Origin of the sequence: Phenylobacterium hankyongense (assembly GCF_003254505.1) — a bacterium.
GTDB lineage: Bacteria > Pseudomonadota > Alphaproteobacteria > Caulobacterales > Caulobacteraceae > Phenylobacterium > Phenylobacterium hankyongense.
The window spans coordinates 1,944,128-1,968,731 of the sequence record NZ_QFYP01000001.1 but is presented as its reverse complement, the minus strand read 5'-3'; the positions used below and the strand labels follow the sequence as shown (position 1 = coordinate 1,968,731).

The 24,604-nt window shown below is 70.7% G+C and carries 26 protein-coding genes; 19 read left to right on the top strand and 7 right to left on the bottom strand.

The features are described 5' to 3' along the window. Positions 1-65: 65 nt before the first annotated feature. Positions 66-803 (bottom strand): 16S rRNA (uracil(1498)-N(3))-methyltransferase, encoded by a 738-nt coding sequence (locus DJ021_RS09565; RefSeq protein ID WP_111457326.1) that lies wholly within the window; start codon positions 801-803, stop codon positions 66-68. A gap of 47 nt (positions 804-850) precedes the next feature. Here DJ021_RS09565 and ppk2 point away from each other — a divergent pair, with 47 nt between their 5' ends. The 4 genes from ppk2 to DJ021_RS19320 all read left to right on the top strand — a co-directional run bounded on the left by ppk2 (position 851) and on the right by DJ021_RS19320 (position 4,262). After that, positions 851-1,609, top strand: coding sequence for a polyphosphate kinase 2 (gene ppk2, locus DJ021_RS09560; protein ID WP_111457325.1), 759 nt, complete (start codon positions 851-853; stop codon positions 1,607-1,609). Between the two features lie 23 nt (positions 1,610-1,632). Further along, complete coding sequence (locus DJ021_RS09555) at positions 1,633-2,613, top strand: aldo/keto reductase (protein ID WP_111457324.1); 981 nt, start codon at positions 1,633-1,635, stop codon at positions 2,611-2,613. Continuing rightward, a complete protein-coding gene (locus DJ021_RS09550) occupies positions 2,610-3,812 on the top strand; it encodes a winged helix-turn-helix domain-containing protein (RefSeq protein WP_111457323.1) in 1,203 nt (400 codons plus the stop codon). The genes DJ021_RS09555 and DJ021_RS09550 overlap by 4 nt, the downstream gene beginning before the upstream one ends. 90 nt (positions 3,813-3,902) lie before the next feature. Next, a complete protein-coding gene (locus DJ021_RS19320) occupies positions 3,903-4,262 on the top strand; it encodes an endonuclease domain-containing protein (RefSeq protein ID WP_111457322.1) in 360 nt (119 codons plus the stop codon). Between the two features lie 177 nt (positions 4,263-4,439). Here the strand turns inward: DJ021_RS19320 and DJ021_RS09540 are convergent, their stop codons facing one another. After that, positions 4,440-6,227 carry an ABC transporter ATP-binding protein gene (locus DJ021_RS09540; RefSeq protein ID WP_111457321.1) on the bottom strand — a complete coding sequence of 596 codons (1,788 nt, stop codon included), beginning with the start codon at positions 6,225-6,227 and terminating at the stop codon, positions 4,440-4,442. A 374-nt stretch (positions 6,228-6,601) separates the two neighbouring features. Between DJ021_RS09540 and ubiA the strand changes: the two genes are divergently transcribed. The 8 genes from ubiA to DJ021_RS09500 all read left to right on the top strand — a co-directional run bounded on the left by ubiA (position 6,602) and on the right by DJ021_RS09500 (position 13,575). Beyond that, complete coding sequence (ubiA, locus tag DJ021_RS09535; RefSeq protein ID WP_111459045.1) at positions 6,602-7,525, top strand: 4-hydroxybenzoate octaprenyltransferase; 924 nt, start codon at positions 6,602-6,604, stop codon at positions 7,523-7,525. Between the two features lie 193 nt (positions 7,526-7,718). Next, the gene (locus DJ021_RS09530; protein WP_111457320.1) at positions 7,719-8,648 is read left to right on the top strand and encodes a fatty acid desaturase family protein; all 930 of its coding nucleotides are present in this window, start codon (positions 7,719-7,721) and stop codon (positions 8,646-8,648) included. Between the two features lie 86 nt (positions 8,649-8,734). Continuing rightward, positions 8,735-10,156, top strand: a complete 1,422-nt coding sequence (locus DJ021_RS09525; protein WP_111457319.1) for a M20/M25/M40 family metallo-hydrolase — start codon at positions 8,735-8,737, stop codon at positions 10,154-10,156. A 19-nt stretch (positions 10,157-10,175) separates the two neighbouring features. After that, positions 10,176-10,664, top strand: coding sequence for a GNAT family N-acetyltransferase (locus DJ021_RS09520; protein WP_243625944.1), 489 nt, complete (start codon positions 10,176-10,178; stop codon positions 10,662-10,664). A gap of 61 nt (positions 10,665-10,725) precedes the next feature. After that, positions 10,726-11,391: a class I SAM-dependent methyltransferase gene (locus DJ021_RS09515; protein ID WP_111457317.1), complete on the top strand. Its 666-nt coding sequence runs from the start codon at positions 10,726-10,728 to the stop codon at positions 11,389-11,391. 41 nt (positions 11,392-11,432) lie between these two features. Then, entirely contained in the window at positions 11,433-11,771 is a 339-nt protein-coding gene (locus tag DJ021_RS09510) for a VOC family protein (protein ID WP_111457316.1), read from the top strand. A gap of 64 nt (positions 11,772-11,835) precedes the next feature. Continuing rightward, complete coding sequence (locus DJ021_RS09505; RefSeq protein ID WP_111457315.1) at positions 11,836-13,176, top strand: S1C family serine protease; 1,341 nt, start codon at positions 11,836-11,838, stop codon at positions 13,174-13,176. A 51-nt stretch (positions 13,177-13,227) separates the two neighbouring features. Continuing rightward, positions 13,228-13,575 carry an MmcQ/YjbR family DNA-binding protein gene (locus tag DJ021_RS09500; RefSeq protein WP_111457314.1) on the top strand — a complete coding sequence of 116 codons (348 nt, stop codon included), beginning with the start codon at positions 13,228-13,230 and terminating at the stop codon, positions 13,573-13,575. Here DJ021_RS09500 and DJ021_RS09495 read toward each other — a convergent pair. Then, positions 13,572-13,796, bottom strand: a complete 225-nt coding sequence (locus DJ021_RS09495; protein WP_111457313.1) for a hypothetical protein — start codon at positions 13,794-13,796, stop codon at positions 13,572-13,574. The genes DJ021_RS09500 and DJ021_RS09495 overlap by 4 nt on opposite strands. A 78-nt stretch (positions 13,797-13,874) precedes the next feature. Here DJ021_RS09495 and DJ021_RS09490 point away from each other — a divergent pair, with 78 nt between their 5' ends. After that, the gene (locus tag DJ021_RS09490; RefSeq protein ID WP_111457312.1) at positions 13,875-15,389 is read left to right on the top strand and encodes a UbiD family decarboxylase; all 1,515 of its coding nucleotides are present in this window, start codon (positions 13,875-13,877) and stop codon (positions 15,387-15,389) included. 13 nt (positions 15,390-15,402) lie between these two features. On the opposite strand, the gene DJ021_RS09485 is transcribed toward DJ021_RS09490, so the two are convergent. Then, positions 15,403-16,350 carry a S1/P1 nuclease gene (locus DJ021_RS09485; RefSeq protein ID WP_111457311.1) on the bottom strand — a complete coding sequence of 316 codons (948 nt, stop codon included), beginning with the start codon at positions 16,348-16,350 and terminating at the stop codon, positions 15,403-15,405. A gap of 148 nt (positions 16,351-16,498) precedes the next feature. On the opposite strand from DJ021_RS09485, the gene DJ021_RS09480 reads away from it, so the two are divergent. Genes DJ021_RS09480 through DJ021_RS09465 form a run of 4 tightly spaced genes read left to right on the top strand, consistent with a single transcriptional unit; the run spans position 16,499 to position 19,345 of the window. Beyond that, entirely contained in the window at positions 16,499-16,900 is a 402-nt protein-coding gene (locus DJ021_RS09480) for an MAPEG family protein (protein ID WP_111457310.1), read from the top strand. Positions 16,901-16,949: 49 nt separating this feature from the next. Then, entirely contained in the window at positions 16,950-18,281 is a 1,332-nt protein-coding gene (locus DJ021_RS09475; RefSeq protein WP_111457309.1) for a TldD/PmbA family protein, read from the top strand. Continuing rightward, positions 18,278-19,075, top strand: coding sequence for a 3'(2'),5'-bisphosphate nucleotidase CysQ (locus tag DJ021_RS09470; RefSeq protein ID WP_111457308.1), 798 nt, complete (start codon positions 18,278-18,280; stop codon positions 19,073-19,075). The genes DJ021_RS09475 and DJ021_RS09470 overlap by 4 nt, the downstream gene beginning before the upstream one ends. A 27-nt stretch (positions 19,076-19,102) precedes the next feature. Next, the gene (locus DJ021_RS09465; protein WP_111457307.1) at positions 19,103-19,345 is read left to right on the top strand and encodes a DUF4170 domain-containing protein; all 243 of its coding nucleotides are present in this window, start codon (positions 19,103-19,105) and stop codon (positions 19,343-19,345) included. Here DJ021_RS09465 and DJ021_RS09460 read toward each other — a convergent pair. Genes DJ021_RS09460 through DJ021_RS09450 form a run of 3 tightly spaced genes read right to left on the bottom strand, consistent with a single transcriptional unit; the run spans position 19,342 to position 22,002 of the window. Continuing rightward, entirely contained in the window at positions 19,342-20,985 is a 1,644-nt protein-coding gene (locus DJ021_RS09460; protein WP_111457306.1) for a response regulator, read from the bottom strand. The genes DJ021_RS09465 and DJ021_RS09460 overlap by 4 nt on opposite strands. Before the next feature lie 55 nt (positions 20,986-21,040). Next, a complete protein-coding gene (locus DJ021_RS09455; RefSeq protein WP_111457305.1) occupies positions 21,041-21,259 on the bottom strand; it encodes a hypothetical protein in 219 nt (72 codons plus the stop codon). A 59-nt stretch (positions 21,260-21,318) separates the two neighbouring features. Beyond that, positions 21,319-22,002, bottom strand: coding sequence for a protein tyrosine phosphatase family protein (locus DJ021_RS09450; RefSeq protein ID WP_111457304.1), 684 nt, complete (start codon positions 22,000-22,002; stop codon positions 21,319-21,321). Positions 22,003-22,107: 105 nt separating this feature from the next. Between DJ021_RS09450 and DJ021_RS09445 the strand changes: the two genes are divergently transcribed. Together DJ021_RS09445 and DJ021_RS09440 are read left to right on the top strand one after the other, a co-directional pair. Continuing rightward, on the top strand, positions 22,108-23,883 hold the full coding sequence (locus DJ021_RS09445; RefSeq protein ID WP_111457303.1) for an ABC transporter ATP-binding protein: 1,776 nt from the start codon (positions 22,108-22,110) through the stop codon (positions 23,881-23,883). Further along, positions 23,880-24,587 carry a lysophospholipid acyltransferase family protein gene (locus DJ021_RS09440; protein ID WP_111457302.1) on the top strand — a complete coding sequence of 236 codons (708 nt, stop codon included), beginning with the start codon at positions 23,880-23,882 and terminating at the stop codon, positions 24,585-24,587. The genes DJ021_RS09445 and DJ021_RS09440 overlap by 4 nt, the downstream gene beginning before the upstream one ends. The last annotated feature ends 17 nt before the right edge of the window (positions 24,588-24,604 follow it).

Here is a 24,604-nt window from a genome sequence, read left to right as displayed (position 1 = left end):
GGGCAAGGGCCCGCGCGGCGGCGATCTTTACGCTGCTAGGCTAGGTGGGGGCAAATCCTGGAAGCTCAAGAGCGCCCCTCGCCGGGGCCCCAGTCGCCGAGCGCGGCCTGCCACAGGGTCATGGCGCTGATCGCCGCGGTGTCGGCGCGCAGGATGCGTGGGCCGAGCCCGGCCGGCGTGGCGTAGGGCAGCGCCCGCAGCATCTCCCGCTCCTTCGCCGAGAAGCCGCCTTCCGGCCCGATCAGGATCGACCAGGGCCCTTCCGGCTGCCCCCGCAGCGCCGCCAGCGCCGGCGCGGCGTCGCCGGCCTCGTCGCAGAACAGCAGCCGCCGGCCCTCCGGCCAGCCGGCCACCAGCTTCTCCAGCTTCACCGGCTCGCAGATCTCCGGCACGTCGAGCCGGCCGGTCTGCTCGGCGGCCTCGGTGGCGATCGCCGCCAGCCGCTCGACCCGGACGCGGTCGGCGTTGGTCCGCTCGGTGAACACCGGCCGCACCCGCGCCGCCCCGAGCTCGGCGGCCTTCTCGACGATGGTCTCCAGCCGCCCGCGCTTCACCACCGCGATGACCAGCTCCAGGTCGGAGCCGCTCGCCTGGGGCCGCGCCTGCGCCGTCAGGGCCACGCTCACCGCGCGCTTGCCGACCTTGGCCACCGCCGCCCGCCACTCGCCGTGGCGGCCGTTGAACACCGAGAGCTCGTCGCCGGGCGCGAGCCGCATCACCGCGGCCAGATAGCGGCTCTGCGCCTCGTCGAGAGCCAGCTCGGCGCCGGCGGTCAGGTCATGGGGAATGAACAGGCGGATCATTCCGGCCGTTCTAGCGCCCACCACTCCATCGGGACTAGGGTCAAGACATGTCCAAAGACGATGACCTCGACGAACTCGAGCAACGCCAGCTCGCCCTCGTGCACTGGCAGCAGCACGCCATGGCGGAGCCCGAGAAGGTGCTGGTCATCTTCGAGGGCCGCGACGCCGCCGGCAAGGACGGCGCGATCCGGGCGGTGACCGAGCACCTGTCGGTCCGCAACACCCGCGTGGTGGCCCTGGCCAAGCCCTCCGACCAGGAGCGCAGCCAGTGGTACTTCCAGCGCTATGTGGCGCGCCTGCCGGCCGGCGGCGAGACGGTGATCTTCAACCGCTCCTGGTACAATCGCGCCGGGGTCGAGCGGGTGATGGGCTTCTCGACGGCCGAGGAGCAGGAGGTCTTCCTGCGCGAAGTGCCGGGCTTCGAGGCCATGCTGCTGGAGAGCGGGCTGAAGATCGTCAAGTTCTGGCTCGACGTGTCGAAATCCGAACAGGCCAAGCGGCTGGAGCAGCGGCGCACCGATCCGCTGAAGGTCATGAAGTCCTCGCCGCTGGACGCCGCCGCCCAGGAGAAGTGGGACGCCTACACCGACGCCCGGGACGAGATGCTGCGCCGCACGTCGACCCCGGCCGCGCCATGGATCTGCGTCCGCGGCGACCACAAGAAGGCCGCCCGGCTGGCGATCATCAGCCACCTGGTCCATGCGCTCGCGCCGCCGGCCATCGCCCGCGAAGTCGCGCCGCCCGACCCCGACGTGCTCTTCCAATTCGAGCTGGCCGCCCTAACTGACGGTCGACTGGAGCACTGAAGCTTCGGGGAAGAGGACGTCACATGGACTACGTGCGACTAGGGAACACCGGCCTGCAGGTCTCTCGCCTGTGCCTGGGCTGCATGACCTACGGCTCGCCGGAGTGGCGGCCCTGGGTGCTCGACGCCGAACAGTCCAAGCCCTTCTTCCAGTCGGCGGTCGAGAAGGGCATCACCTTCTTCGACACCGCCAACGTCTATTCGCTCGGCAAGAGCGAGGAGGTCACCGGCCGCTGGCTGAAGGAATTCGCCCGCCGCGAAGAGGTGGTGGTGGCCACCAAGGTCTACTCCCCCATGGGGCCCCGGCCCAACCAGAAGGGCCTGTCGCGCAAGCACATCATGGCGCAGATCGACGCCAGCCTGCAGCGCCTGGGGATGGACTACGTCGACCTCTACCAGATCCACCGCTTCGACTACGAGACGCCGATCGAGGAGACCCTGGAGGCGCTGAACGACGTCGTGAAGGCCGGCAAGGCCCGCTACATCGGCGCCTCGTCCATGTACGCCTGGCAGTTCGCCAGGATGCTCGCGGTCTCCGAGCAGAACGGCTGGGCCCGCTTCGTGTCGATGCAGCCGCAATACAACCTCGTCTACCGCGAGGAGGAGCGCGAGATGCTGCCGCTCTCCCGCGCCGAAGGCGTCGGCGTGATCCCCTGGTCGCCGCTGGCCCGCGGCTTCCTGGCCGGCGGCCGCGCCGCGCCCGGCGAGGGGAACACCGAGCGCGCCCGCACCGACGAGTTCTCGCCGCGGCTCTACTACCGCGACGCCGACCACCAGGTGGTGCAGGCGGTGAGTGGCATCGCCGGCGAACGGGGGCTCACCAACACCCAGGTGGCGCTCGCCTGGGTGCTGAAGAACCCGGCGATCACCGCGCCCATCGTCGGCGCCTCCAAGCTGCACCACCTCGACGAGGCGGTGAGCGCGCTGGGGGTCACCCTCTCCGACGAGGAGATCGCCCGGCTCGAGGCGCCCTACCAGCCGAAGCCGGTGCTGGACCACGGATGACGCCGACGCTGTCGGCCGCGGAGGCCCGGCGCATCGCGCTCGCCGCCCAGGGCTTCGGCCGGCCGCGCCCTGACGGCGAGGTCGGCCGCCGCCAGTTGGTCAAGCTGGTCGAGCGGCTGGGCGTGGTGCAGATCGATTCCGTCAACGTGGTCTCGCGCACCCACTACCTGCCGGCCTTCTCGCGCCTGGGCGCCTATCCGCGCGCCCTGCTCGAAGAGGTCGCCTGGGGCAAGGCGCCGGCGCTGTTCGAGTACTGGGCGCATGAGGCCTCGCTGCTGCCGCTCTCAAGCCAGCCCCTGCTGCGATGGCGGATGGCCGACGCCCACGACGGCGTCGGCACCTGGAAGGGGATCGCGCGCTTCCTCCGGGAGCGGCGGGAGTTCGTCGACCAGGTGCTGGCGGAGATCGCCGAGCGCGGCCCGCTGTCGGCCTCGGAGCTGGAGCTCGGCCACAAGGGCAACGGCGGCTGGTGGGGCTGGAGCGAGTCCAAGCGGGCGCTGGAAGTGCTGTTCTGGACCGGCGAGCTCACCGCCGCCACCCGGCGCGGGACCTTCGAGCGGGTCTACGGTCTGCCGCAGACGGTGCTGCCGCGGGCGATCCTGAACGCGCGGACCCCGCCGCGCGAGGAGGCCCAGCGCCAGCTGCTGCGGATCGCCGGCCGCGCGCTCGGCGTCGCCACCGAGCGCGACCTGCGCGACTACTTCCGCATGGGGGTGGCGGAGACCCGGGGACGGCTCGCCGAGCTGGTCGAGGCCGGCGACCTCGCGCCCGTGGCGGTGAAGGGCTGGCGCGAGCCCGCCTACCTCGACCCCGCCGCCCGCAGGCCGCGCCGCATCGACGCCGCCGCCCTGCTCTCCCCCTTCGACAACGCCATCTGGTTCCGCGAGCGCACCGAGCGGATGTTCGGCGTCCGCGTGCGGCTGGAGATCTACACCCCGGCCGAAAAGCGCACCCACGGCTACTACGTCCTGCCGTTCCTGGAAGGCGACGCCCTCACCGCCCGCGTCGACCTGAAGGCCGAGCGCAAGGCCGGCGTCCTGGTGGTCCAGGCCGCCCACGCCGAACCCTGGGCCACGGCGGAGACGCCGGTCCGGCTGGCCATCGAACTCAAGCTGATGGCCGGCTGGCTGGGACTTGGCGCCGTCCGCATCGAACCCAAGGGCGACCTGGCCGCAGCGCTCACCGATGCGTCGTCCTAACCCGCTCCTCCCCCGTCGCGCAGACGACGGGGGAGGTGGATCGCCGCGCAGCGGCGAGACGGAGGGGGCGCAAGGCCGCCGCCCAGACCTATGAGAGCGCCCAGCCCAACCCAAACCCGGGCGAAACAGCTCCGCAGGGTCCTCAGCCTCCCGGAGAAGCTTCTGTGGGTGCGCCTGCGGCGTCGCGACGCCGGGCGCCCGGTCGTCCGCCGGCAGCACCCGATCGGCCCCTATGTGCTCGACTTCTATTGCGCCGAAGCGAGGCTGTGCGTGGAAGTGGATGGGGCGTCCCACGACATGGGGGACCGGCCGGAGCGCGATCAGCGTCGCGACGCCCACCTGCGGGAACAGGGGATACAGGTGCTGCGGATTCCGGCGTCCTCCGTCCTTGAGGATCCGGAAGCCGTGGCCGAGTGGGTCTTAGGCCTGGCGTCGGGGAGGCCTTCCTAGCTGGTGGGTGCGGCCTTGCGCCGCCTCCACCGCTTCGCGGTCCCCCTCCCCCGAAGTGTTCCCTTCGGGGGAGGAGCGAAAGCCGCCCTGCTCCTCCCCTGTCGCGCAGACGACGGGGGAGGTGGATCGCCGCGCAGCGGCGAGACGGAGGGGGCGCAAGGCCGCCGCCCCTAAACCCTAAGCCCAACCCTCCGTCACCGCGTGCAGCCGGGCGTAGGCGCCGCCCTGGTTGACCAGGTCGGTGTGGCGGCCTTCCTCGACGATGCGGCCGTTGTCGAACACTAGGATGCGGTCGGCGCCGCGGATGGTGGACAGGCGGTGGGCGATGACCACCGTGGTGCGGCCGACCATCAGCTCCTCCATGGCCGCCTGCACCTGCCGCTCGGTCTCCACGTCGAGCGAGGAGGTGGCCTCGTCCAGCACCAGGATCGGGGCGTCGGCCAGGAACGCCCGGGCGATCGCCACCCGCTGCCGCTCGCCGCCGGACAGCTTCACGCCGCGCTCGCCCACCAGGGTGGCGTAGCCGTTCGGCAGCCGGGCGATGAAGTCGTGGGCGCGGGCGCGGCGGGCGGCCAGCTCCACCTCGTCGCGGGTGGCGTCGGGGCGGGCGTAGGCGATGTTCTCCGCGAGGCTGCGGTGGAACAGCGCCGGGTCCTGGGGCACCACCGCGATCGCCCGCCGCAGCGAGCCCTGCGTCACCTGCGCGATGTCCTGGCCGTCGATCAGGATGCGGCCGCCCTCCACGTCGTAGAGCCGCTGGATCAACTTGACGAAGGTCGACTTGCCCGACCCGGTCGGCCCCACCAGCGCCACCCGCTCGCCGGGCGCGATGGTCAGCGAGAAGCCGTCGTACAGCGGCCGCTCCGCCGACTTGTAGCGGAAGGTCACGTGGTCGAAGACGACCTCCCCGAGGTCGGCGCGGAAGCCCCCGGCCGCCGGCGCGTCCAGCACCTGCGGCGGCGTGGTCGCATAGCGGGCGACGTCCTCGCTGTCGTCCAGCCCGCGCTGCGCCATGCGGATGTTGTCGCCGATGTTGCGCAGGTAGCTGGTCATCAGCATGAACGAGGTCACCGCAAAGGCGATGTCGCCGGCGTTGGCCCGGCCCTTGGTCCACTCCCAGACCAGCAGGCCCGACAGCCCGGCCTGCAGGCCCACCAGGACCAGGCTGTGCAGCAGCCACAGGTCGGTGAACCGGCTCCAGGTGCGGATGGTGGCCTTGCGCCACATCTCCGTGACCCCGGCGATGCGCACGTCCTCCCGCGCCTCGGCGCCGAACGCCTTCACCGTCGAGTTGGAGGAGATGGAGTCCGCCAGCGCCCCGCCGATCCGCGAGTCCAGCGCCACCGACCTCAGGTTGGCGGGCCGGGCGTAGAGCGAGGTCAGCACGATGTTGGAGACGACGTAGAGCACCACCACGCAAAGCGCGAACAGCCCCACCACCGGCCAGCGCAGCAGCATCATCACGCACAGGCCGAGCAGCACCACGCCGGCCGGTCCGAACCAGATCAAAGCCGCGTCGGTGACGGTGTCATAGCCCCACATCGCGCGGCTCAGCCGCCGGACGGTGGCGCCGGCGAAGGTGTCGGCGTGCCAGTCGGAGGAGAAGGCCTGCACCCGCCGGAAGGCCTCGTCGGTCATCGCCTTCATGTTGTTGGCCGACATCGGGATCAGGAACCGCATGGCCAGGTTGCGGATGACGGAGAACGCCAGGTAGACGCCGACGAACACCGCCCAGGCGCGCCACGCCGGATCCGGATGCGCCGGGCCCGCCGCCACAGCATTGACCAGCCGGCCCGCCGCCCACGGCAGGGCCAGGTCGAAGCCGATGGCGACCAGGGTCAGGCCGACGGTGCCGATCAACAGCCAGGGTTGGCGCAGCCAGAAGCCGGCGATGAATCCCAACACCTGGTGGTTCTTCAGGACCCGCTGACGATGTTCGTCGCTGTCCTCGTAATGGTCGGTCATGGATAAGCTCGGCGAGAGCCCGGCGGCGGCCACGGACAGGGCGCGTCAGGCGAAAGGGGAAATGGGGGGCCGGAGCTGCTCGGCTCCGGCGGCCACGGCATGGGAAGTGACTTCGAAATCCAGGCGTGGAAGCCCCGTCCGAAGCGGTCCCGTGTGAGTTAGCGGCGCGGCGGCCCAGCGGGTCGGCGCGAAGCGGTCGGTGTGATGCGCGTCATCGGTACGACCCTCCGTCCGGCTCGAGTGGAGGGCGGAAATTAAGGAGGGTTAACGCCGCCGTCAACCATTTCGCCGAACGGGGTTTGCGCAGCGCCGGCGTGCAGCTTTTCTGCAACAGCGGCGCCTTTCGGCGGCGAAAATTCTGCTACCACGCGGCGATGACCAAGACCGCGCCGCTCCCCGACGCCGCGCCCGCCAACTGGGTGGACCGCCATGCGCCGGCGGGCCTGCGGCCGTGGCTGAAGCTCGGGCGGTTCGACCGGCCGACCGGCATCTGGCTGCTGATGCTGCCGGGCTGGCAGGGGGTGGCGCTGGCCTGCGCCATGCAGGGCCGCTGGCCCGACCTGCGGCTGCTGGCGGAGATCTTCGTCGGCGCGGCGCTGATGCGGGCGGCGGGCTGCGCCTACAACGACATCGTCGACCGCGACATCGACGCCAAGGTCGCCCGCACCGCCCTTCGGCCGATCCCCGCCGGCCAGATCCGCGTCAGGCAGGCCTGGGCCTTCGTGGTCGGCTGCAGCCTGGTCTCGCTCTTGATCCTGCTGACCATGGGGCCGCTGGCCATCGGCCTCGGCGTCGGCTCGCTGGCGCTGGTCGCCGCCTATCCGTTCATGAAGCGGATCACCTGGTGGCCGCAGGCCTGGCTGGGCCTGACCTTCAACTGGGGCGCCTTGCTGGGCTATGCGGCGGCGACCCACGAGCTCAGCCTTCCCGCCCTCCTGCTCTATGCCTCGGGCGTCTTCTGGACCCTCGGCTACGACACCATCTACGCCATCCAGGACCTGGAGGACGACGCGCTGGCCGGGGTGAAGTCCTCCGCCCGGCGGCTGGGGGAGAACGCGCCGCGCGCCATCCTCGGCTTCTACGCCGCCTGCGTGGTCCTGGCCGTCGCCGCGGCCTGGTCGGGCGGGCTCGGCCTGCTGTTCGCGCCGCTGGTCGCCCTCTACGCCACCCACCTGTGGATGCAGTCGCACCGGGTCCGCATCGAGCAGCCGGTGCTGGCGCTGGCGCTCTTCAAGTCCAACACCTGGGCGGGGCTGATCCTGTTCGCGGCCCTGGCGGCGGGGGCGGTCCGGCTCTAAGCCGCGAAGGACCAAAAAGCGTCGTCATCACCCGGCTTGTCCGGGTGACCCATCCCAAGGCCGAACGTCACCAGCTGAGCGGGCGCGTTGGGCTGGATGGCCCGGACAAGCCGGACCATGACGAGAAGGGACCGTCCCGCCCTTCCCCGCCGTCATCCTGTTTTCCCTGCGCTTACAGGCGTATGATGCGCGTATGGCCGTAGCCGCCCGCGTCGATCCGAAGACCCTGTTCGCGCCCCACGAGTGGGCGCCGCTGGCCCGTCGTTCGTCGTGGAAGGGGCTGGCCCTGATCGCCCACGCCTGGGCGGTGATCTTCGCGGCCGGCGCCATGGCGGTGCTGTGGCCGGTCACCATCCCGCTGGCCATCGCCATCATCGGCGCCCGGCAGCTCGGACTGGCGATCCTGATGCACGACGCCGCGCACGCCGCCCTCCACCCCAACCTCAAGGTCAACGACTGGGCCGGCAATTTCCTGACCACCGGCGACCTGATGGCCTACCGGCCCTACCACCTGAGCCACCACAAGTACGCCCAGCAGGGGGAGGACCCGGATCTGGTGCTCTCCGCGCCGTTCCCGATCACCCGCACCTCCCTGCGGCGCAAGATCGTCCGCGATCTGACCGGGCAGACCTACTACAAGCTGAAGTGGTCGGGGCTGGTGAAGCGCCTGCGCGAGCGCAAGCCCGACGAGCCGCTGTGGCCGATCCTCAAGGACGCCGTGGTGCGCCGCCGGCGGTTCTTCACCGGCATGGTGGTGACCGTGGCGCTGACCGCGCCGTTCGGCCTGTGGTGGGTGTGGCCGGTGCTGTGGCTGGCCCCGCAGGCCACCTGGCTGCCGATGGTCACCCGCCTGCGCAACATCGCCGAGCACGCCTGCGTGGCCAAGGACGAGCCGGACCCCCTGCGCCACGCCCGCACCACCCACGCCAACTGGCTCGAGCGGGCGTTCATCGCGCCCTACTACGTCAACTACCACTGCGAACATCACATGTTCATGCACGTGCCCTGCTACCAGCTGCCCCGCGCCCACCGGATGCTGAAGCGCAAGGGGGTGCTCGACGACATGCTCACCGCGCCGGGCTATCTCAGCGTCCTGCAGCTGGCCTCGTCCAAGGCCGCCTGAGCGCAAAGCCGCTTTTCCCCCGCCGCCGCCCGTGCTCAAAATTGCCGCTGACGCCGGTTTTTCGGCGCCTTCGGGGGACGATTTTCATGAGCAAGTGGATCGCGGTCGCATTGGGGACCGCCATGTTGGCGCAGGGCGCGGGCGCCGCGGCGCAGCCCGCAACGCCGGCGCTTCGGCCGGACCAGGTCAAGTTCCGGGAGCTCTACAAGGAGCTGGTGGAGACCAACACCACCGTCTCCAGCGGCAGCTGCACCCAGGCCGCCGAGCAGATCGCCGCGCGCCTGAAGGCCGCCGGCTTCGCCGACAGTCAGCTCACCCTGTTCGCCACCCCCGAACATCCGAAGGAGGGCGGCCTGGTCGCCGTCCTTCCCGGGACCAGCAAGACCGCCAAGCCGATCCTGCTCCTGGCCCACCTCGACGTGGTCGAGGCCAAGCGCGAGGACTGGACCCGCGACCCGTTCAAGCTGGTGGAGGAGAACGGCTACTTCTACGCCCGCGGCGCGGCCGACGATAAGTCGATGGCGGCGATCTGGGCCGACGACATGGTCCGGTTCAAGACCGCCGGCTACAAGCCCAAGCGCACCATCAAGATGGCCCTGACCTGCGGCGAGGAAACCACCTGGGCCTTCAACGGCGCCCAGTGGCTGGCGCAGAACAAGCCCGACCTGATCGCCGCGGAGTTCGCTCTCAACGAAGGCGGCGGCGGCGAGACCGACGGCCACCACAAGCTGGTCGACCAGAGCATGCAGGTCGGCGAGAAGGCGGTGCAGAACTTCCGCCTGGAAACCACCAACCCCGGCGGCCACTCGTCGATCCCGGTGCGCGAGAACGCCATCTACGACCTGGCCGACGCCCTGGTGAAGCTGCGCGCCCACGAGTTCCCGGTGCAGATGACCGACACCACCCGCACCTTCTTCGCCAAGGCCGGCGCGGCGCGTCCCGACGACCTCGGCCGCGCCATGGTGGCGATCTCGAAGAACCCCGACGACAAGGCCGCCGAGGCCATCGTCAACAAGGACCGCACCTACCACTCGATGTTGCGCACCACCTGCGTGGCGACGCTGCTGGACGGTGGCCACGCCAACAACGCCCTGCCCCAGCGCGCCGGCGTCAACGTCAACTGCCGGATGTTCCCCGGCCGCACCGTCGAGCAGACCCAGGCCGAGATCGCCGCCGTGGTCGGCCCGAACGTGAAGATCACGCCGACCCCGCCGCTGCGCCCCGTCGCCGTGCCGCCGCCGCTCGATCCCAAGGTCATGGGCCCGGCCGAGAAGCTGTCGGCCAAGTACTTCCCCGGCGTCCCGGTGGTGCCGGTGATGTCCACGGGCGCCACCGACGGCATCTTCCTGGAGGCCATCGGCATCCCGACCTACGGCGTGCCCGGCCCCTGGGGCGACCCGGACGGCAACGGCGTCCACGGCCTGAACGAGAACATCGAGGTCAAGAGCCTCTACGTCGGCCGCGACTACCTCACCGACCTCGTCAAGCTCTACGCCGACGGGGCCTGACGCCATGGAGCTGCGGCTGGTGAGGGCCTCGTCCGCGGACGCGGCGACGCTCCAGAACCTGCTGCTGCTCTACATGCACGACTTCTCGGAGTTCTGGGCCTGGACGGCCGTCGGAGACCTGGAGCCCGACGGCCGGTACGAGGACTATCCGCTGGATCCCTATTGGGACACGCCCGGCTGGCGCGCCGTCCTGTTCGAGGCCGACGGCGCGCTGGCGGGTTTCGCCCTGGTCAACGACCACGCCCACTCCAGCCGGCCGGTCGACCACGCGATCGCCGAGTTCTTCGTGGCCCGGAAGTACCGCCGCCAGGGCTTGGGAAAGCTTGCCGCCCATCGGCTGTTCGGCGAGGCCCGCGGCCAGTGGGAGGTGGCGGTCGTGCGCAAGAACCTCGCCGCCCAGGCCTTCTGGCGGCGCACCGTCGCCGAGTGTCCCGCCGCCCGCGAGGTGACAGAGTTCGACCTCGACGACGCGCGCTGGAACGGACCGATCCTGCGCTTTCGGACCTGATCGCCAGCCAGCGGGCCGAACTGCCATTGACCCGGCGGCCCGGGACGACAAGGACTGGCCGATGATAGCCCCCACGCCGGACGTCCGCCGCGAGTTCATCCTGGCGAACACCCGGCGGCAGCGCCCGCCGCACACGCCCGAGCTCGAACTCTACCTGGCCGACGAGATCACCCCCATCTGGCGGCTGACCGAGGAGGCGCTGCAGGAGATCGGCCTGCCGCCGCCGTTCTGGGCCTTCGCCTGGGCGGGCGGCCAGGCCCTGGCGCGCTATGTCCTAGACCATCCGCAGATCGTCGCCGGCCAGCGGGTGGTCGACTTCGCCTCCGGCTCCGGGATCGTCGGCGTCGCGGCGCTGAAGGCCGGCGCGGCCGACGTGCTCTGCGCCGACATCGACCCGTTCTGCGGCGCGGCGCTGGCGTTGAACATGGCGGCCAACGGCGTCGCCTGTGACTTCACCGACGCCGACCTGCTGGAGAGCCCGCCGCCCGCCTGGGCCCAGGTCATCCTGGCCGGCGACATCTGCTACGAGAAGCCGCTCGCCGAACGCGTCATGGACTGGCTGGGCGCCGCGCGGGCGGCCGGCGCCACGGTGCTGATCGGCGACCCCGGCCGCAGCTACTTCCCCCGCCAGGGCCTGGAGAAGCTCGCCGAATACCAGGTCGCCACCACCCGCGAGCTGGAGGACCAGGAGGTCAAGAAGACCGCGGTGTGGACTCTGCCAGGTTGAGGCGCTAGCCTGGAACAAACGAGGAACTCTGGGGACGCGGCATGCGCGAGGACGGTAAGATCGACTATGTGGAGCTGCCCGGCGGCGACCTGGTGGCCACCCGGCGCTTCTATGAGGCGGCGTTCGGCTGGACCTTCACCAACTACGGCCCGGCCTATACGGCCTTCCACGAGGGCCTCGACGGCGGCTTCAACGCCGACGCCGCCGACCAGGCCGACAAGCCTCTGGTGATCCTCTACGCCAAGGACCTGGAGGTCATGGAGGCCAGGGTGCGTGCCGGCGGCGGCGCCGTCACCCGCCCGATCTTCGCCTTCCCCGGCGGCCGGCGATTCCACTTCCGCGACCCCAGCGGCAACGAGCTGGCGGTGTGGAGCGAGTAGCGTCGCAACCATGAGCTGTTAACGTCTCAAGGCTTTGCTGGGGCGGCTGAATTGGGGGGAAGCGATGAAGATATGGGGGATGGCGGGCCTGGCGCTCGCCTTGGTCGCCGGCGCGGCGTCGGGCGCCGACTACCAGACGCTGCGGCACCTGGAGCCGCCGCCTCCGGTCGTCCTGCAACCGTTGGCGTCTGGCGAGAAGGCGCAGCCGGTCAAGCTGGCGAAGGTCGTCATCCACCCCCGCGACGGCGAGCCCTGGGCGGTTGTGTACTCGGTAACGGTCGTTCAAATCGAGACTAACGCCTCCCGGACAGCCTCCCTCGTCCCGTGGAAGCGAGGCCGCATCGAAACCGACGACGCCGCATTGGTGAGCGCCTTCGACGAGGAGCTCGTGAAGGCCGGATTCAAGGCGAGCAGCTCCGAGAGTCTGTTCGGCGACAACGGGGGCTCCTACGACCTGCAGGTCGGCGTCCTGATCGACGACATCAAGGGCCGGATCTGCGTCGATTGCCCCAATCCGTTCATGCCCAAGGCGCCCGGGGCGGTCATCACCATGAATGCGCGCTGGGAGGTCTATTCCGCCGTCCAGGGCCGCGTCGTGGCGAAGGCCTCCACGACGGGCGGCGGCCTGCTCACCGGGTCGGCCACGGAGGGCGTCGAGCCGGCGCTCTACGCGGCGTTCCGCGAGAACGTGCGCCAGCTGCTCGCCTCGGAGGAATTCCGCAAGGTGGTCACCGCCGGCGCGACGGCGCCACAGGTCCGGGCTCCCGCCACGCCGATGAGCTTCACCCGCAGCCTCGCGGCCAAGCGCTCCCTCTCGACCGCCCCGTCGTCCGTGGTGGCCGTCTTCGCAGGCGACTCCATGGGCAGCGGCTTCCTGATTTCGCCCGACGGCTTGGTTCTGACCAACCACCATGTCGTGGGCGCAGCGCCGAAGGTCCGGATCCGCTGGTCGGACCGTTCGGAGAGCGTCGGCGAGGTGCTTCGCTCCGATGTCCGCCGCGACGTGGCGCTGATCAAGGTCGATCCGCACGGTCGGGCGGCGCTGCCGCTACGCACGGCCGCGCCTGAGGCTGGAGAGACCGTGTTCGCCATCGGCATGCCGCTGGAAAAGGACTTCCAGAACACCCTCACCAAGGGGGTCGTCTCGGCGGTGCGCATGCACGAGGGACAGCGCTTCATCCAGAGCGACGTCGCCGTCGACCACGGCAATTCCGGCGGTCCGCTGCTGGACGAGAACGGCCAGGTGGTGGGCATCACCGACTGGGGCTACGCGCCGGACGGGATCTCGCACAACCTCAACTTCTTCATTCCGATCGATGACGCCCTGCGTATCCTGGCGCTGAGTCCGGCGGCGGAGGTTCAGGCCACGGCGGAACCGCGCGCCGCGCGCGCCCATCGCGATTGACGCCCCGGCCCAGGGGCGCAAGCTGGTGAGCACCACCCAACTGGAGGACGCATGAGCCCGGAGGAAATGAAGGCCATCGTGATGTCCTTCCCCGGCGCGGAGGAGGGCATGAGCTACGGCTCGCCGTCGTTCAAGGTGAACGGCAAGTTCTTCACCCGCCTGCGCCGCGACGACCAGAGCATGGTGCTGATGGACGTCAGCTTCGACGAGCGCGAGATGCTGATGGAGGCCGAGCCCGCCACCTTCCACCTGACCGCGCACTACAAGGACTATCCCTGCGTGCTGGCGCGGATCGCCACCCTGCACCCCGGGTCCTTCCGCAACTTCCTCGACCGCCGCTGGCGCAGGATCGCCCCAAAGAAGCTGGTCAAGGAACGCGACGCCAAGGTCGAGGCCTAGAACTCGTCCTCCACGATCGAGCGGAAGTGCTCGAAGATCTCTTTCGCCTGCTCTTCGGAGGGCTCTTCGTCGTCCGGCAGGGCCTGCGGCTCCGCCGCGCCGCCCACCAGCCGGCCCACCACCAGGCCGTCGCGGACCAGCACCACCTCCTCTCCGGGTTCGGCGCCGGTAAGCAGGGCGGCCGCCCGCGGCGGCAGGTCGTCGAGGTCGATGCGCTTCATCGGCTCATCCTAAACCCGGCAAGGCGTGACAGGGGAGCCCCGGCCGCCTAGCTTCCGGCCGCAGTCGGCGGAGAGATCATGGCCTATCGGTCCTTGCGGGAATTCCTGGCGAAGCTGGAGCGCGCCGGCGAACTGGTGCGGGTGTCCGAACCGGTCTCCACCGTGCTGGAGATGACCGAGATCCACCGCCGCCTGCTGATCCAGGGCGGCCCCGCGGTGCTGTTCGAGAACGTCATCCGCGCCGACGGCGAGCGGTCGCCCATGCCCTGCCTGGTCAACCTGTTCGGCACCGTCAAGCGGGTGGCCATGGGCGTGACCCTGGAGGGCCGCGAGCGCACCACCGCCGCCGACCTGCGAGAGGTCGGCGAGCTCTTGGCCTTCCTGCGCGCGCCGGAGCCGCCGCGCGGGCTGAAGGACGCCTGGGAGATGCTGCCCATGGCCCGCACCGTCATGGCCGTGCGCCCGCAGACGGTGAAGAAGGCGCCTGTGCAGGAGGTGGTCTGGAAGGGCGCCGACATCGACCTGACCAAGCTGCCGATCCAGACCTGCTGGCCCGGCGAGCCCGCGCCGCTGATCACCTGGCCGCTGGTGGTCACCAAGGGGCCCTCGGCGGACCGGGAGGACGACTACAACCTCGGCATCTACCGCATGCAGGTGCTGGGCAAGGACCGCACCATCATGCGCTGGCTCGCCCACCGCGGCGGCGCCCAGCACCACCGCCGCTGGAAGGCCGAGGGCCGCCGCGAGCCCCTGCCCGCCTGCGCGGTGATCGGCGCCGACCCCGGCACCATCCTGGCGGCGGTGACCCCGGTCCCCGAGACGCTCAGCGAATACCAGTTCGCCGGCCTGATGCGCGGCGCCAAGGTCGAGCTGGTCCCGGCCAAGACCGTGCCCCTGCTGGTCCCCGCCAACGCCGAGATCGTCATCGAGGGCCACGTCCTGCTGGACGACTACGCCGACGAGGGGCCTTACGGAGATCATACCGGGTATTATAACTCGGTAGAGAAGTTCCCGGTGTTCCAGGTCAGCGCCATCACCATGCGCAAGGACCCGATTTACCTGACGACCTTCACCGGCCGCCCGCCGGACGAGCCCAGTGTGCTCGGGGAGGCTCTCAACGAGGTCTTCATCCCGCTGCTGCGCCAGCAGTTCCCGGAGATCGTCGACTTCTGGCTGCCGCCCGAGGGCTGCTCCTACCGCATCGCCGTGGTGTCGATGAAGAAGGCCTACGCCGGCCACGCCAAGCGGGTGATGATGGGCGTCTGGAGCTACCTGCGGCAGTTCATGTACACCAAGTGGGTGATCGTCGTGGACGACGACATCGACGCCCGCGACTGGAAGGACGTCATGTGGGCGATCTCGACCCGCATGGACCCGGCCCGCGACATCACCGTCGTCGAGAACACCCCCATCGACTACCTCGACTTCGCCTCGCCGGAGAGCGGCCTGGGCTCGAAGATCGGCCTCGACGCCACCAACAAATGGCCGCCGGAGACCCATCGGGAGTGGGGCGAGAAGCTCGGCATGGACCAGACGACGATCGACGCGGTCACCGAGAAGTGGGCCCGCCTCGGCCTGCCCGGGAAACCCTGACCGGGGCCGCCGCCTAGGGCGCGAAGGCGGCCCGCACGGCGTCGGCGATCCGGTGGCCGCCAAGCGCGATCCGGCGCTCGCCGACGCGGCGGCGGGAGGCCTCGTAGCCCGCCGGCGGCGGCTGCGCCGAGGCGGCGTTCGCCGCGCCCTCGAACGCGCCGTCGCTGTAGACGACGGTCCGCGCCAGCTCGAGGCTCTCGTCCGCCCAGGCGTGGAAGGCGTCGGGGCCCGCCTTGCCGTCCAGCTCGTTCAGGTCCGGCCGCGACCAGGCGCCTTCGAGCCGCAGGCGCACCGCCTCGACGTTGGCGTCCCCCTCGGCGTCGCCGCCGATGGCGTCGTCCCAGTACTGGTGCAGGTTGACGCCGTCCGCGCCGGCTTGCGGCCGGACGAAGGCCTTGCCTCCCGCCTGGTCGCTCAACGGAAAGCGGCCGGAGATCAGGTGCCCTGCGTGCAGCGGCTGCTGGATGTCGCCGGCTAGGTGGAACACCCAGCACAGGGCGACGGCCCGCTCCGCCGCGGGCGCATAGGCGTCACGCACCGTCGCCAGGTTGAGCCGGTAGGCCTCGGCGGCTTCGCCGGTCGTCGTCGCCAGGAGCGCGGGCGGAGCCTTGATCGGATCGGCCTTCGACGGGATCAAGCGCAGCCAGTAGTGCCAGGCCGGATGGTCGTAGGGGCCTTCGCGGACGTCGTCGGGCCACCTGGCCATCAGCTCGAACAGCCGCCGCGTGCGCGCCTCGCCGGCGTAGCCCGCCAGGCCACGCTCGAAGCGGGCCTTGTCAGGGTGGGAGGCCATCAGGGTCTCGATCCGCGCCGCCAGTGCGGGATCGGCCTTCGCCAGGTCGTCATAGGCGATCGCGCCGGTGACCATGTGCCCCTGGTTCGACCAGGCCATGGCGGCCTGAGGCGCCGCCAGCATCGCGCCGGCGACGAATGCGCCGCCCAGCCAATCCCTGATACGCATCGACTCCCCCAAACGCTTGTTCGTCGACCATGGTTTAGCAGACCCCCGGCGGCCTGAGCATCCCCGAAACGCCAGGCGGCCGCGGCGCCAGCCTTGCCTCGCCGTGCGAACCAGCCGCAACTGGCCGGCTGACGGGGGAGATTGCGCGATGGAGGTCACCGCTTCGGCACACGCGGCCGCGCTCTGGGTCGGCCTGCACCTGGTGCTGCTGCTGGTGCTGTCGGTGCTGGTGGTGCGTCAGCGCCGGCGCCATCAGGTGGCGCTGGGCGACGGCGACGTTCCCCAGCTCGCCCAGGCCATCCGGGCCTTCGGCAACGCCACCGAGTACGTGCCCGCCGGCCTGGCGGCGCTTGCGGTCCTGGCGATGGTCGGCGCGCCGCCGATGGTGGTGCATGTGGTGGGGCTGGTGCTGCTAGCCGGCCGCGTCGTCCACGCCGTCGGCCTGTCGCGCAGCGGCGGGGCCTCGCTGCCGCGCGCCGCGGGCGTGCTGCTGACCTGGATCGCCTACATCGCCGCGGCCGTGGCCCTGCTGTTCTACGCCATCCCCTGATACGCCTGCCGAGCTTGCCGGGGCCGCTGCGCTCCGCCATATGCCCGGGATGGACGAAAACCTGTTGCAAGACGTTGTCGCCGCCGCGCTGAAGGCCGGCGCCGATGCGGCCGAGGCTGTCGGCGCCGAGCGCCGGGCCCTTTCGATCAGCGTGCGCCTGGGCGACCTGGAAGAGGTGGAACGCGAGGAGTCCCGCGACCTCGGCCTGCGGGTGTTCGTCGGCCGCCGCCAGGCCAGCGTCTCCGGCTCCGACATCAGCCTCGAGGCGCGCGCCAAGCTGGTGGAGCGCGTCGTGGCCATGGCCCGGCTGGCCCCGGAAGACCCTTACGCCGGCCTCGCCGACCCTGACCGGCTGGCCCGCGGCCCCCTGCCCGACCTCGACCTCTACGACCCCTCCGAGCCCTCGCCGCAGGCGCTGGAGGACAAGGCCCGCGCCGCCGAGGCCGCCGCCCGCGCGGTGCCGAAAGTGACCAACTCCGACGGCGCCTCGGGCTCCTGGTCGGCCTCGCAGTGGCGGATGGTGACCAGTGGCGGCTTCTCCGGCCTGCACCGGGCCTCGGGCTTCTCGATCGGCGCGTCGGCCATCGCCGGCGACGAGGACGGCATGGAGAACGGCTATGACGGCCGCTCGGTGCGCTGGCAGGCCGACCTGCCGGCCCCCGACGCCATCGGCGCGGAGGCCGGCCGCCGCGCCGCCGCCCGGCTCGGGGCGCGGAAGATCGATTCCACCACCGCCCCGGTGATCTTCGAGAACCGCCTGGCCGCCTCCTTGCTGGGCCCGTTGATCGGCGCCATCTCCGGGCCCTCGATCGCCCGCGGCACCTCGTTCCTGAAGGACAAGCTCGGCCAGCAGGTCTTCGCCAAGGGCGTCACCGTCACCGACGATCCGCACCGGCTGCGCGGCCTCGGCTCCTCGCCCTTCGACGACGAGGGCGTGGCCAACGGCCTCACCGCCATCATCGACGACGGCGTGCTGACCACCTGGCTGCTGAACTCGTCCTCGGCGCGGCAGCTGGGCCTTTCCACCACCGGCCACGCCTCGCGCGGCCTGGCCGGCCCGCCCGGGGTCAGCCCCAGCAACCTGACCCTGCAGCCCGGCGAGCACGACCAGGCGCAGCTGATGAAGGACGCCGGCGCCGGCCTGGTGGTCACCTCGATGTTCGGCCCCTCGCTGAACGGCAACACCGGCGACTGGTCGGTGGGCTGCTCGGGCTTCTGGTTCGAGGGCGGCGAGCTGGCCTATCCGGTCAGCGAGATCACCGTCGCCGGCAACCTGATCGACATCTACGCCCGGCTGGTCCCGGGTTCGGACCTGGAGATCCGCGGTGCCTCCAACGCGCCCTCGGTGCTGATCGACGGCCTCGCCATCGCGGGCCGATGAGCCCCACGGCCACGGACGACCTGGCCCTGATCCTGGACGCCGCCCGCGAGGCCGGCGAACTGGCGGAGCAGTTGCGCGCCCGGGGCCTGGAGATCGAGTACAAGGCCGGCAATTCGCCGGTCACCAATGCCGACCTGGCCGCCGACAGGCTGCTGAAGGAGCGGCTGGGCGCCGCCCGTCCCGACTACGGCTGGCTCTCGGAAGAGACCGCCGACGACCCCGCCAGGCTGTCGCGGCGGCGGCTGTTCGTGGTCGACCCGATCGACGGCACCCGCGCCTTCCTCAACGACCGGCCCTGGTGGTCGGTGTCGGTGGCGGTGGTCGAGGACCACCGGCCGATCGCCGGCGTGGTGTTCGCCCCGCAGCTGGGCGAGACCTACGCCGCCACCGCCGGCGGCGGCGCCACCCTGGACAGCGCCGCCATCCGCCCCAGCGACGTCAGCGCGCTGGAGGGCTGCGGCATGGTCGGCGACGCGCGGCTGTTCGAGCAGGCCTCCTGGCCGATTCCCTGGCCGTCGATGCGGGTCGAACAGCGCAACTCGACGGCCTATCGCATGTGCCTGGTGGCGGCGGGCCTGTTCGACGCCGCCGTCGCCGTGGCGCCCAAGCACGACTGGGACTTGGCGGCCGCGGACCTCATCGCCACCGAGGCCGGCTGTTTCGTCGGCGACCACACCGGCCGGCCGTTCGCCTACAATGGCCCGCAACCGATCCAAAACAGCCTGGTTTGCGCCGCGCCGGGCCTCGCCCCATTGATCCTGGAGCGCGTCCGGCATATCGCCGTGAAACCCTGAAGGTTTCACCCGTTACGAAAGCGACCCATGTCCGACAAGCAGCTCCTGCACCTGGTCATCGGCGGCGAGCTGAGGAGCCTGGAAGGTCCCGCGGAATTCCGCGACCTCTCCAAGGTCGACCTGGTCGGCGCCTACCCGAACTACGAGGCGGCGCTGAACGCCTGGCGCAACAAGGCCCAGTCCACGGTCGACAACGCCCATATGCGCTACTTCATCATCCATGCGCACAAGCTGCTGGCCCCCGACGCCGACGAGGGCCACGCGCACTAGCCCTGGGACGCGCCTCGCTCCGCGTGGGACGCGAAGGTCTGGGCTTCCCCCGCGGCCAGGACATCGCGAAGCCTGGCGAGCAGGTCGGCGACCACGATCGGCTTCGGCAAATGCCCATCTGCGCCGGCGGCGATCGACCGGGCGACGTCGTCGTGCGCGGCGTTGGCGGAAATGACGATCACCGGCGTGCGGCCCAGCCGGAGCGCCGCCTCGCGCTTCCGGATCTCGCGCACCGCGCTCAGGCCGTCCATCACCGGCATCTGCACGTCCATCAGAATCGCCTGGAAGGCTTCCGCCTGGTAGGTCGCCAGCGCCTGCGCCCCGTTGTCGGCGCAGGTGACGTCGAAGCCGGCGGTCGAGAGGATCATCTCGGCCACGCGGCGGTTGATCTCGTTGTCGTCCACCACCAGGACCCGACCGCGCCCAACCTCCGACCCAGCCTGGGCGGTGACCTCCACCGAGGGCGCTGAGGGGGCGATCGCCTGTTCGGACGCGTGCAGCGGCAACACCAGGCGGAACGTGGAGCCCGAGCCCGGCGACGACTGGACGTCGATGCGCGCGCCCAGCAGCCGGGCCAGGTCGCTGCTGATCGCCAGCCCGAGGCCGGAGCCCCCGAACCGGCGCGTCGTCGAGCCGTCGGCCTGGTTGAAGCGCTCGAACAGAGAGGGCGTGAGGCTCGGATCGAAGCCGATGCCGGTGTCGGAGACCTCGATCACGATGGCCTGCGCGTCCTTCCACAGGCGGCACGAGACCGAGCCCGAAGGCGTGAACTTGACGGCGTTGCTCAACAGGTTGGTGAGGATCTGCCGGATGCGGTGAGCGTCGCTCATCACCGTGCGGTCGGCCTGCGGATCGATTTCCACGGCGAAGGCCAGGTTCTTGGCGCGGGCGCTCGGCGCGAACAGGTCGCTGGCGCTGCGGACCAGGCGGGCCAGGTCCACCGGCGCGTTCTCCAGGCGCAGCTTTCCGGCTTCCAGCTTGGCCATGTCGAGGATGTCGGACAGCAGCCGCTCGAGGCTGGAGGCGGAGTCCTCGATGATCCCGACCATTTCCCGCTGGGTCGGCGACTCGCAGGTGGGCAGCAGCACCGAAATCACCCCGAGGATCCCGTTCAGGGGCGTCCGCACCTCGTGGCTCATGTTGGCGAGGAATTCGGACTTGGCGCGCGCGGCGCTTTCGGCGGCGGCCAGCGCCTCCTGGAGGCGCAGGACCGTCTGCTCCAGTTCGAGGCGGTTGGCGCGGCTGTCGTCCTCGGCCCGCTTGCGCTCGAGCTGGGTGGCGACGCGCGCCTTGGCTACCACCGTGTCCACCGGCTTGGTCAGGTAGTCATTGGCGCCGAGCTCCAGGGCCACGGCGACGTCGTCGCTGCTGGCCTTGGCCGTGACCATGATCACCGGCAAGGCCTGGGCGCTGTGGGTCAGCCGCAACCGCCGAAGGACCTCCAGGCCGTCCATTCCGGGCATCACGATGTCGAGGAGGACGAGGTCGATGTCGGTGGTTTCGATCACCGCCAGGGCGGCCGCCCCGCTGTCGGCCTCGACCACCTCATAGCCGAGGCGCTGAAAGCGCCGGCGCAGAACCTCGCGGTTCTCCTCGATGTCGTCGACGACAAGCAGCCGGGGCGGGACGGAGGCTTCCATGGAGCCACCCTGAGGGGCAAACCTTAAGTCACCGTGCAACAGCCGGCGCGGCCCCTCAGGCGCGGTCGAGCTGCTCGATCAGGGCGCCGTCGCGCCAGACCTCGACCACGTCGCAGCTGGCGTGTTCGCGCAGCAGGGCGGTCGCACGCCGCCGCACCGCCGGCAGGTCCGCCGACGCCACAAGGTCGACCACCGACGCCACGCCGTCCGCGCGCACGCAGAGCAGCGTGAAGACGTCTTCCTTCGGCTCCAGGGTCAGGACCTCTTGGCTCATGGGCGCAGAGTTGCACGCAGGAGCAGCGCACGTCTGTCGTATCGTCGACTTAGGCGCAATTACTCCCGGTTGAGCAGTCGTTCGGTGAGCAGGCTGCCCCACATCTGAGCCCGGAAGTCGGCCTTCATGCCGGCCGGATCGAACATCGGGCTCTCGACCCACTCCAGGAACGACAGGCCGGCCGGCTCGCCCTGCTGGAGATAGCGCTCGAAGGTGTAGTCCAGCACGCCGGTCTTTCCCTGGCGCACATGCAGGTAGCGAAGGTGCAGCTGGTCCATGGCCTCGCGGATGGTCCGGCCCTTCCGGAAGTGCATGTAGAGGACGCTCATGATCCCGGCCCGGTCCGCGCCCGACTTGCAATGCATCAGCGCCGGATAGGCGATGGTGTCGAACAGCCGCTTGGCGCCCAGCACCCGCTCGCGGCTCGGCACCTCGCGCGAGGTGACGGTGAAATCGACCATCTCCAGGCCCAGCCGCCGGCAGGCGTCTTTCTCCAGGGCGTGGAAGCTGGCGTCGAAGCCGCCCCGCAGGTTGATGACGGTCTTGACGCCGCGCGCCTTCCAGGCGGCCAGCTGGTGCGGCCACGGCTGGTTGGTGCGCACCAGCTCGTCGGAGATCCAGTGGGCGTTCTGGAAGCCCAGCCGCAGGTAGGCATGGTCGTTCCAGAGATAGTCGGCATAGGTCTTCAGCCGCCCGGAGGGGGTCGCAAGGTCGAATCCGGCCGGGGCTTGTTCGCTGGTCATCGGGCCTAACTAGGGCCTCGCGCAGCCCGACGGAAGCGGCTCGTTGGTCGCGCCGCGACCGGCCATCGGCTTGACCTGCGGCCCGCATCGGACGATCCCAGACCTATGAGCGAGCGCGACCCGCCAGAGCTTTCAGCCCGCGACCTGATCGTGCGGGTGGCGCGCGTCTATATGAAGCCCCGCTGGAAGGGCTGGGTGACCGCCCTGCTGGCCGCCATCGCGGTGGCCTACCTGACCACCAAGCTCGTGCAGATCATCGAGCCGGCGACCAACGACCTGATGGTCTTCCACAAGCCCGGCCAGCTGATCATCCTGCCGCTGACCATCGCCCTCTACGCGGTGGCGCGCACCGTCGCCCAGTTCATCCAGGCCACCCTGGTCAATCGCATCGGCAACGGCGTGGTCGGCGACGTCCAGGTGCAGCTGTTCGGCAAGCTGGTCCGGGCCGACCTCTCGCGGCTCCGCAGCCAGCACTCGGGCGCCTACGTCTCCTCGGTGCTCTATGACGCCGGCCTGATCCGCGAGGCGGCGACCGCCGGCGTGATCAACTACACCCAGAACCTGCTGATCGTGCTGGGCGCGATCACGGTGATGATCTCCAACGACCTGGTGCTGTCGCTGGTGATGGTGGCCGGGCTGCCGGCCGCCGGCTGGATCATGCGCAGGTTCTCCAAGCGCACGACCAAGGCCGCGCGCGGGGCCATGGTCGAGACCTCCGCCCTGTCCACGGCGATCATGGAGAGCCTGGACGGCGTGCGCGTGGTGAAGATCGAGAACCGCGAGGACTACGAGGAGGCCCGCGTCGCCGAAGTGGTCCACCGCCGTCAGGAGCACCTGATCAAGGGCGCCAACGCCCGCTCCCGCGCCGCGCCCGCCACCGAGCTGGTGATGACCCTGCTGACGGCCGTGGTGTTCGCCTATGCCGGCTGGCGCTCGCTGAACGGCCACATGACCGTCGGCGCCTTCGTGGCCTTCATGTTCGCGCTGGGCACCGCCTCGCAGTCCCTGCGCCAGCTCGCCAACCTGCAGACGGTGTTCGCCGAGGGCATGTCGGCGGCGCGGCGGCTGTTCGCCGCCCTCGACGTCGAGCCGGAGGTCAGAGAGCGGCCGGGCGCCGCACCGCTGCCGGTCGGCCAGACGACGATCCGCTTCGAAGACGTCGGCTTCACCTATGGCGCGGAAGGCCCGCCGACCCTGTCGGACGTAGCGTTCGAAGTGCGGCGGGGCGAGACGGTGGCCCTGGTCGGCCCGTCCGGCGGCGGCAAGACCACCATCCTCAACCTCATCCCCCGCTTCTACGACCCGAGTTGCGGACGGGTGCTGATCGACGGCCATGACCTGCGCGACGTCACCCTGCCCTCCCTGCGCCGCCAGATCGCGCTGGTGACGCAGGAGCCGTTCCTGTTCGACGACACCATCCGCGCCAACATCGCCTACGCCCGGCCGGACGCCTCCCTGGCCGAGGTCGAGCAGGCCGCCCGCGCCGCCGCGGCCCACGACTTCATCCTCAACCTGCCCAACGGCTACGACACCGGCGTCGGCGAGGCGGGCGCGCGGCTGTCCGGCGGCCAGCGCCAGCGGATCGCCATCGCCCGGGCGTTCCTCAAGGACGCGCCGATCCTGCTGCTCGACGAAGCCACCAGCGCGCTCGACACCGAGAGCGAGGCGCAGGTGCAGGCGGCGCTGAAGCGGCTGATGGCCGGGCGCACCACCATCCTGATCGCCCACCGGCTCTCCACCGTCCGCGGCGCCGACCGCATCTACGTCATCGACCAGGGGCGGATCGTCGAGACCGGCGACCACGACAGCCTGATGCGGGAGCGGGGCCTCTACGCGCGCCTGGCGAGGAGCCAGGACCTGGAGGCGGAGACCGCCGCTTGAAGGGCATCCTGCGGAACGAGGGGGTCCAGGCGGTCCTCGGCTGGCTGCTGGGCAGCTATCTGCGCATCGTGCTGGCGACCGTGCGCTGGCGGCACGAGAACGTCGCCTGCGTGGAGCCGGTGCTGGCCGGCGATTCGGGCGCGATCGCCCTGTTCTGGCATGGCCGCATCCCGCTTTGCCTGGCGATGGCGCCCCAGTGGTGGCGCAAGCGCACCCGGGCCTTCGTCTCGCCCTCGGCGGACGGGGAGTTCATCGCCAAGGCGCTGGCGATGTCCGGCTTCCCGGCGATCCGGGTGTCCTCCGCCAAGAAGGGCGACTCGGCCAAGGCCCGCCAGGCGGTGGCCGCGATCCGCGAGGCGGTGACCTGGGTGGCCGACGGCGGCGCCCTGGTGGTCACGCCCGACGGCCCGCGCGGCCCCAACGAGGTGATCGCCCCCGGCGCGGTGCAGATCGCCAAGCGCTCCGGCCAGCCGGTGTTCCTGATCGGCATCGCCGCCAACCCGGCCCTGCAGGCCCGCAACACCTGGGACAAGGTGATGTTCGCCCTGCCGTTCGGGCGCGGCGCGGCGGTGTGGGAGGGCCCGCTGCACGTCCCCGCCGACGCCGACGAGGCCACGGTGGCGCGGCTGATAGAGGATTGGTCGGGGCGCCTCTCCGCGGCCACACGTCGGGCAGAATCGCTGGTCGGCCGCACTGTGGATTGATCACTGCGCGGTGCGGT